The sequence below is a fragment of the Streptomyces sp. NBC_00525 genome (assembly GCF_036346595.1).
GTDB lineage: Bacteria > Actinomycetota > Actinomycetes > Streptomycetales > Streptomycetaceae > Streptomyces.
Genome location: NZ_CP107834.1, coordinates 5,490,234 through 5,499,527, shown reverse-complemented (window position 1 = coordinate 5,499,527; position 9,294 = coordinate 5,490,234). Strand labels below are relative to the sequence as shown.

General features: G+C 68.2%; 4 protein-coding genes. 2 read left to right on the top strand and 2 right to left on the bottom strand.

Annotation, left to right across the window (positions count from 1 at the left end):
* Positions 1-77: 77 nt before the first annotated feature.
* Together OG710_RS24345 and acnA are read right to left on the bottom strand one after the other, a co-directional pair.
* A complete protein-coding gene (locus tag OG710_RS24345) occupies positions 78-1,328 on the bottom strand; it encodes an MFS transporter (RefSeq protein WP_330241203.1) in 1,251 nt (416 codons plus the stop codon).
* Positions 1,329-1,693: 365 nt separating this feature from the next.
* Positions 1,694-4,408: an aconitate hydratase AcnA gene (acnA, locus tag OG710_RS24340; protein ID WP_330241202.1), complete on the bottom strand. Its 2,715-nt coding sequence runs from the start codon at positions 4,406-4,408 to the stop codon at positions 1,694-1,696.
* A gap of 367 nt (positions 4,409-4,775) precedes the next feature.
* On the opposite strand from acnA, the gene OG710_RS24335 reads away from it, so the two are divergent.
* Entirely contained in the window at positions 4,776-6,305 is a 1,530-nt protein-coding gene (locus tag OG710_RS24335; protein WP_111338779.1) for a helix-turn-helix domain-containing protein, read from the top strand.
* A 303-nt stretch (positions 6,306-6,608) separates the two neighbouring features.
* Positions 6,609-9,254, top strand: coding sequence for a valine--tRNA ligase (gene valS / locus OG710_RS24330; protein WP_330241201.1), 2,646 nt, complete (start codon positions 6,609-6,611; stop codon positions 9,252-9,254).
* Positions 9,255-9,294: the final 40 nt, after the last annotated feature.

Below are 9,294 nucleotides of genomic sequence, written 5' to 3'. Positions count from 1 at the left end.
GACAGTGCCTCGGATTCGTCGAGTAGGTGCGTCGAGGAGGAGGTGAGGAGGAGAAGAGGGAGAGCGGCGGCCGCGGGTCAGTCGACCGGTGGTTCGCCCTCGGTCCGCAGCCCGCCGGTCGCCTGGGCGAGGACGACGACGAGCAGGCACAGCAGTCCGCACAGGGTGGCGGTGAGGCCGAGGGCCCCGGCCATGCCGGTCCCCCAGATCCCGGCGGCGGGGCGTCCTTCCCGCACGAGTGGTGCGGCGAACCGTTCCGCCAGCGGGATGGACGCCACCATGGAGACCGGCGCCATGCTCCAGGCGAGCATGCGGCGCAGGCTGAACACCCGGCCCTGCAGCGCCGGCGGGACGTTGGCCTGCCAGATGGTCTGGCTGGACGCGTTCAGCAGGGGCACGGAGGTGCCGTAGAGGAAGGCGACCGCGTACAGCACGTACGGCTCGCGCAACAGGCCGAGCGCCGCCATGCTCAGGCCGGCCAGCAGGGCCCCGGCGAGCACGCCGACGTGCTTGGCGGCCGGTCCCCCCGTCGCGGAGTACACGATGCCCGCCACGATCGTGCCGGCGCCGCCCAGCGAGAGCAGCACGCCGAGCACCCCGATGGAGGTGAAGGAGAGCACGTAGGGCGAGTAGAGCACGGTGAACATCGAGAGCCCGACGTTGACCAGCACGAAGAAGAACAGCAGGCGGAGCAGGTCCCGGCGGCCGGACAGGAACCGCCACGCCTCGCGCAGATCGTCACCGAACCGGGGTCCGCCGCCCGCGGCCCGTCCCGGACCGGTGTCCTCGCGCGCCGCCGGGAACCTCATGTACGCGATCAGGACCAGGCAGGCGAGGTAGGAGACCAGGTCGAAGGCCGCGATGCCCTCGATCCCGATCAACCGGTACAGGGCCGCGCCGAGCACCGGGGAGCCCACGGTGACCGTGCCCATCAGCGTCTCCGCGAGGCCGTTGACGCGCGGGCGCTGCTCCGGGCTGCTCAGCACGGTGATGCTCGCGCTCACGGCGGGCCAGGAGAACGCCCCGACCGTGCTCATCACCGCCCACAGGACGCCCACCAGGGGCGGGCTGAGGCTGTCGGTGACCGCGGCGATGAGGGTGGCGGCGAGCATGACCCCGCCGGCGGCCTGGCAGCCCAGGAGGACCAACCGCCGGTCGTAGCGGTCCACGACCACTCCCGCTACCGGGGCCAGCAGTAACGCGGGCAGTGCGGCCACGACGGCGAGTGTGGCGAAGAGTGTGAAGGACCCCGTTTCCTCGAAGACCCAGACGTTCATGCCGAAACCGGTGACCGCGGTGCCGAGGGAGGTGGTCGCCTGTGCGACCACCAGGGTCAGCGAAGACCCTCGTGCTCCCTCCGGTCGAAGGCTCGTGACCTCCGGTGCGGATTGCTGCTCCCCCACGTACTTCTCCACAAACTCGCAGCCGGGTAAGGCCAGTTGAGCGATGACGGGCGTCGGTCGAGCAGCGCCAGGCTAGGCTTCACGCGGCCATCACACAATCCCCTCCATTCGCATTGACCCGAAACCGGAGACGTCCACTCGGTGACGCGACGGAACGCACGGGCCGTCGAAGCGCTTGCGGAGAATCGCGACGGAAAAACCCCGCACCTGATGCCAGGTACGGGGTTCTTCTGTCGCGGTGCCCTCCCCCGCGCACGGGGCGCGGAGGGAGGGCGCTCGTTCGGGTCCGGTCAGGAAGCGACGAGCTGGCGGAGCACGTACTGCAGGATGCCGCCGTTGCGGTAGTAGTCCGCCTCACCGGGGGTGTCGATGCGGACCACGCCATCGAACTCGACGCCGGTGTCGGTGGTGACCTTGACCGTACGCGGGGTGGTGCCGTTGTTCAGCTCGGTGACGCCGGTGACGGAGAAGGTCTCCTCGCCGGTCAGGCCGAGGCTCTCGGCGGTCTCGCCCTCCGGGAACTGGAGCGGCAGGACGCCCATGCCGATGAGGTTCGAGCGGTGGATGCGCTCGTAGGACTCGGCGATGACGACCTTGACGCCGAGGAGCGCGGTGCCCTTGGCGGCCCAGTCGCGGGACGAGCCGGAGCCGTACTCCTTGCCGGCCAGGATGACCAGCGGGGTGCCGGCGGCCTGGTAGTTCTGCGAGGCGTCGTAGATGAACGAGACCGGCGCGCCGTCCTGCGTGAAGTCGCGGGTGAAGCCGCCCTCGGTGCCCGGCGCGATCTGGTTGCGCAGGCGGATGTTGGCGAACGTACCGCGGATCATGACCTCGTGGTTACCACGGCGCGAGCCGTAGGAGTTGAAGTCGCGGCGCGCGATGCCGTGCTCCGTGAGGTACTGGCCGGCCGGGGTGTCGGCCTTGATCGCACCGGCCGGGGAGATGTGGTCGGTGGTGACCGAGTCGCCCAGCTTGGCCAGGACACGGGCGCCGGTGATGTCCTCGACCGGCACGGTCTCCATGGTCATGCCCTCGAAGTACGGGGGCTTGCGCACGTAGGTGGACTCGGCGTCCCACTCGAAGGTGTTGCCGGTCGGGATCGACAGGGCCTGCCACTGGGCGTCGCCCGCGAAGACGTCCTGATAGGACTTGTTGAACATGTCCTCGCCGATGGCGTTGGCGACGACGTCGTTGACCTCGGCCTCGGTCGGCCAGATGTCGGCCAGGTGGACCGGGTTGCCTTCCTGGTCGGTGCCGAGCGCGTCCTTGGTGATGTCCACCTTCATCGAGCCGGCGATGGCGTACGCGACGACCAGCGGCGGGGAGGCCAGGTAGTTCATCTTGACGTCGGGGTTGATCCGGCCCTCGAAGTTGCGGTTGCCGGAGAGCACCGAGGTCACGGCCAGGTCGTGCTCGTTGACCGCCTTGGAGACCTCCTCCGGCAGCGGGCCGGAGTTGCCGATGCAGGTGGTGCAGCCGTAGCCGACGAGGTTGAAGCCGACCTTGTCGAGGTACGGGGTGAGGCCCGCCTTGTCGAAGTAGTCGGTGACGACCTTCGAGCCCGGCGCCAGGGTGGTCTTGACCCACGGCTTGCGGGTCAGGCCCTTCTCGACCGCCTTCTTCGCCACGAGCGCGGCGGCGACCATGACGTACGGGTTCGAGGTGTTGGTGCAGGAGGTGATCGCGGCGACGGTGACGGCGCCGTGGTCCAGCTCGTACGTGGTGCCGTCGGGGGCGGTGACGGGGACCGGGTTCGTCGGGCCCGCGGCGCCAATGGCCGGGGAGTCGGAGGCCGGGAAGGACTCCTTGCCCGCCTCGTCCACGCAGTCCACGTAGTTGCGGACGTCCTGGGCGAACTGGGCCTTGGCGTTGGCGAGGACGATGCGGTCCTGCGGGCGCTTCGGGCCGGCGATGGAGGGGACGACCGTGGAGAGGTCGAGCTCCAGCTTCTCGGAGAAGTCGGGCTCGGCGGCCGGGTCGAGCCAGAGGCCCTGCTCCTTGGCGTACGCCTCGACGAGGGCGACCTGCTTGGCGTCGCGGCCGGTCAGGCGCAGGTAGTTCAGCGTCTCGTCGTCGATCGGGAAGATCGCGGCGGTGGAGCCGAACTCGGGCGACATGTTGCCGATGGTGGCGCGGTTGGCGAGCGAGGTGGCGGCGACGCCCTCACCGTAGAACTCGACGAACTTGCCGACGACGCCGTGCTTGCGGAGCATCTCGGTGATGGTCAGCACGAGGTCGGTGGCGGTGGTGCCGGCGGGCAGCTCACCGGTCAGCTTGAAGCCGACGACACGCGGGATGAGCATGGAGACCGGCTGGCCCAGCATCGCGGCCTCGGCCTCGATGCCGCCGACGCCCCAGCCCAGGACGCCGAGGCCGTTGACCATGGTGGTGTGCGAGTCGGTGCCGACGAGGGTGTCGGGGTACGCCTGGCCGCCTCGGACCATGACCGTACGGGCCAGGTGCTCGATGTTGACCTGGTGGACGATGCCGGTGCCCGGCGGGACGACCTTGAACTCGTCGAACGCGGTCTGGCCCCAGCGCAGGAACTGGTAGCGCTCCTTGTTGCGGCCGTACTCCAGCTCGACGTTCTGGCCGAAGGCGTCCTTCGTGCCGAACTTGTCGGCGATGACGGAGTGGTCGATGACCAGCTCGGCGGGGGCGAGCGGGTTGATGCGCTCCGGGTCGCCGCCGAGCTCCTTGACGGCCTCGCGCATGGTGGCGAGGTCCACGACGCAGGGCACACCGGTGAAGTCCTGCATGATCACGCGGGCCGGCGTGAACTGGATCTCCTGGCTGGGCTGCGCCTGGGAGTCCCAGCCGCCGAGCGCGCGGATGTGGTCGGCGGTGATGTTCGCGCCGTCCTCCGTGCGGAGCAGGTTCTCCAGCAGGACCTTGAGGCTGTAGGGGAGGCGCGCGGAGCCCTCGACCTTGTCCAGCCTGAAGATCTCGTACGACTCGTCGCCCACGCGCAGCGTGCTGCGGGCGTCGAAGCTGTTCGCCGACACGACAGTCTCCTTCATCAATGTGCGCGTAACTCCGCGCCGCGCCTCACCACGGCGGGCGCCGCGTGGTGCCGCCTCGGACCACCGGACCATCCGCTAAGGTAAGGCTTAGTTAGGTAACCCTTACCGAACGGTGCCCGCTGTGCGCCTTCGGCATATATCTCGATGTCGAGATAACTCTAGTACATGACCGCTGACGGGTCATGTCCGGGCGCCCTGGTGCGCCGCGCACCCACCCGGTCCGGGTACCCCGAATGCGCGCCCCGACCCCACCCCGCCGGTCCTCCTCCGCCGCACCCGGCACACCACTCTCACCCGAACAGCACACCCCCGTACGGGTGCCATCTCATATCTGAGATAGCCTGCCGACATGTCAGATGACTACCTCGTACGTATCGGCAAGCTCATCCGTGACGCCCGTCAGCACCGGGGCTGGACACAGAGCCAGCTGGCCGAAGCGCTCGGAACCAGCCAGAGCGCAGTGAACCGCATCGAGCGCGGCAACCAAAACATCAGCCTTGAGATGATCGCCCGTATCGGTGAAGCGCTGGACAGCGAAATCGTCTCGCTCGGCTACGCCGGCCCGATGCATCTGCGCGTCGTCGGCGGCCGCCGGCTCTCCGGCGCCATCGACGTCAAGACCAGCAAGAACGCCTGCGTGGCGCTGCTGTGCGCGTCGCTGCTCAACAAGGGGCGTACGGTGTTGCGCCGGGTCGCGCGCATCGAGGAGGTCTACCGCCTCCTCGAAGTGCTCAACTCCATCGGTGTACGCGCCCGCTGGATCAACGACGGCACCGACCTGGAGATCGTCCCGCCGGCCAAGCTGGACATGGACGCCATGGACGCGGACGCCGCCCGCCGCACCCGCTCCATCATCATGTTCCTCGGCCCGCTGCTGCACCGCATGGACGCCTTCAAGCTGCCCTACGCGGGCGGCTGCGACCTCGGTACGCGCACGATCGAGCCGCACATGATCGCGCTGCGCCGCTTCGGCCTGGACATCGCCGCCACCGAGGGCATCTACCACGCCCGCGTGGACCACTCCGTCACGCCCGGCCGCCCCATCGTGCTGACCGAGCGCGGCGACACCGTGACCGAGAACGCCCTGCTGGCCGCCGCCCGCCACGACGGCACGACGGTCATCCGGAACGCCTCCTCCAACTACATGGTCCAGGACCTCTGCTTCTTCCTGGAGGCGCTGGGCGTACGCGTGGACGGCATCGGCACCACCACCCTCACGGTGCACGGCGTCCCCTCCATCGACGTGGACGTGGACTACTCGCCCTCCGAGGACCCGGTCGAGGCGATGAGCCTGCTCGCCGCCGCCGTCGTCACGGAGTCCGAGCTGACGATCCGCCGGGTGCCCATCGAGTTCCTGGAGATCGAGCTCGCGGTCCTGGAGGAGATGGGCGTCGACTGCGACCGCACCGCGGAGTACGCCGCCGACAACGGCCGCACCCGGCTGGTCGACCTGACGGTCCGGCCCTCCAAACTGGAGGCGCCGATCGACAAGATCCACCCGATGCCGTTCCCCGGCCTCAACATCGACAACGTGCCCTTCTTCGCGGCGATCGCGGCCTCGGCCCACGGCCAGACCCTGATCCACGACTGGGTCTACGACAACCGCGCCATCTACCTCACGGACCTGAACCGCCTCGGCGGCCGCCTCCAGCTCCTGGACCCCCACCGCGTCCTGGTCGAGGGCCCCACCCGCTGGCGCGCCGCCGAAATGATGTGCCCCCCGGCCCTGCGCCCGGCGGTGGTCGTCCTCCTCGCGATGATGGCGGCGGAGGGCACGTCGGTGCTGCGCAACGTGTACGTGATCAACCGCGGCTACGAGGAACTGGCGGAACGCCTGAACTCGGTGGGCGCCCAGATCGAAATCTTCCGGGACATCTGAGCGGTGGGGTGTTGTGCCCCTTGGGGCACGGGGCATAACACCCCCAAACACCGGACGACCTGCGATTATACCCTTTCTCGACCTTCCATTGATCACCGCTGCTTTTCATCACCTTGTGCAACGCGTGCGCAAGATGACCTCATATTACTGACAGAGCGTCAGCAGCATCTGAGCAACCGTCAGCCAGGCCGTGTCGATCGAACGAAGATCCGGCTGCGTGACGCAGGGGCAAGGCTCCACCATCCCTTCGGCAACCCACCGGCAGCTGTGCCAAGTCGTTAGACTGAGCGGAGGGGTTGGGCCATGGACCCGGGCTTCGCACGACGTGCCGATCATGAGCCCGGCCTGATCGCAGGATTACTAAGGAAGGTGTGTCGCGTGACGCGCTACGGGTCCCCTCTGCCAGAGAAGCCCTCTTTGGAGGGACTGGAAGCGAAGTGGTCGGCTTTCTGGGGTGAAGCCGCAGTACATCGCTTCGACCGGCCGGGGGATCGTGACGCGGTATTCTCCATCGACACTCCGCCCCCCACGGTCAGCGGCTCCCTCCACGTCGGGCACGTCTTCAGCTATACCCATACCGATATCATCGCCCGTTTCCAACGGATGCGCGGCAAGAGCGTCTTCTACCCCATGGGGTGGGACGACAACGGCCTGCCGACCGAGCGCCGGGTGCAGAATTACTACGGTGTCCGGTGCGACCCGACACTGCCGTACGACCCGGATTTCGTGGCGCCGACTCCCCTCTCCCAGCGCTCGGGCAAGGACAAGAAGGCGCCGGCTGTCAGTATCGCGCGGCAGAATTTCGTCGAATTGTGCGAGCAGCTCACCGCAGAGGACGAATTGGTCTTCGAAGAGCTCTGGCGCAAGCTCGGGCTGTCGGTGGACTGGTCGATGACCTACACGACGATCGGGAAGGAAGCCCAACGAGTCGCCCAGGCCGCATTCCTGCGACTCGCGCGCTCCGGCGAGGCGTACCAGTCCGAGGCGCCCACCATGTGGGACGTCACCTTCCAGACCGCGGTGGCCAACGCCGAAGTGGTCGAGAAGGAGGTCTCGGGGGCCTACCACAAAGTGGCGTTCACGCACGGGTCCGAGTCCGTCTGCATCGAGACCACCCGGCCGGAGCTCCTCCCCGCCTGTGTCGCCCTTGTGGCGCACCCGGACGACGAGCGGTACCGGGCCCTTATCGGCGAGGAGGTCGTCTCGCCGCTGTTCGGTGTTCGGGTGCCGGTCGTGGCGCACAGCGCCGCCGACCCTGAGAAGGGCAGCGGCATCGCCATGATCTGCACGTTCGGCGACATGACCGACGTGATGTGGTGGCGGGAGCTCCGGCTGCCGGTCCGCACGGTCATCGGCCGCAACGGCCGACTGCTACCGATGGATTTCCAGCAGCTGCCGAGCGTCGATGCCGAGCGCGCCCAACGCGTCTACGACGACATCGCGGGGAAGACGGTGCACACCGCCCGGCAGATCGTCGTGGAGAAGCTGCGCGACGACGCCAGTCTGATCGGCGAACCGCGGCCGACGAGCCGGGCGGTCAAGTTCTTCGAAAAGGGCGACAAGCCCCTGGAGATCGTCAGCAGCCGGCAGTGGTTCATCAAGACCGTCGACCACCGCGAGGAACTCCTCGCCTCCGGGAACGAGATCCAGTGGCATCCGCCGCACATGCAGTCGCGTTACGACGACTGGGTGCACGGCCTCAACGCCGACTGGCTGATCAGCAGGCAACGCTTCTTCGGAGTTCCCTTTCCTCTTTGGTACGTCCTGGACGCCGAGGGCCGACCGGCTTACGACACCCCGCTCCTCCCCGACGAATCGGGGCTTCCCGTCGATCCGTCCACCGCCTGCCCGGTCGGCTACACCGAGGACATGCGCGGCGAACCGAACGGCTTCATCGGCGAGCCGGACATCATGGACACCTGGGCCACCTCCTCGCTCAGCCCTCAGCTCGCCGGTGGCTGGCTCTCCGACCCGGAACTCTTCCGACAGGTCTTCCCGATGGACCTGCGCCCCCAGGGGCACGACATCATCCGCACCTGGCTCTTCACGACCGTGGTCCGCTCCCGTCTGGAGACCGGAACCACCCCCTGGAAGCACGCCGCTCTCTCCGGGTGGATCCTCGACCCGGATCGCAAGAAGATGTCCAAGTCGCAGGGGAACGTCGTGACACCCGGCCACCTGCTGGACGAGTACGGAGCCGACGCGGTCCGCTACTGGGCGGCGAGCGGTCGCCCCGGCACGGACACCGCCTTCGACCCGCAGCAGATGAAGATCGGCCGTCGGCTCGCCGTGAAGCTTCTCAACGCGAGCAAGTTCGTGCTCTCCCTTCCCGCCCCCAGCGACGAGGCGCTGACGACGGAGCCGCTCGACACCGCTCTGCTGGCGAAGCTGGCGAACACCGTCAGGAACGCGACGAAGGCGCTGGAGGGCTTCGACTACACCTCCGCGCTGGACGAGATCGAGCGGTTCTTCTGGTTCTTCTGTGACAACTACGTCGAACTGGTCAAGGAACGCGCCTACGGTCACGGCGGTGAGGCGGGTGCCGAGTCGGCGCGTGTCACGTTGCGACGCACTCTCGACATCGTCACTCGTTTGTTCGCGCCCGTGCTCCCGTACACCACGGAGGAGACGTGGTCATGGACCCACCCGTCCACGGTGCATCTGGCCGCGTGGCCGACGGCTGACGAACTCGGTACGGGTGCCGAGCAGGGCCGGCCGGCGCTGGCCCAGGCCGCCTCATCGATGATCGCCGTCATCCGTAAGGCAAAGTCCACCGCCAAACTGTCGATGCGCGCGGAGGTCGCCCGGGTCGTGGTCCGGGCTCCCGCCGACCTCCTGGACGCGATCGGTTCGGTGAGTGCGGACGTCAAGGCGGCGGGCAACGTGGCCGAGATCGTTTTGCGCCCGCACGACAGCACCGAACTGGCGGTCGAGGTGGAGCTGCCGTAAGGCCCCGAGGGCCGGGGGCCCACCGCCACTTGGCGGTGGG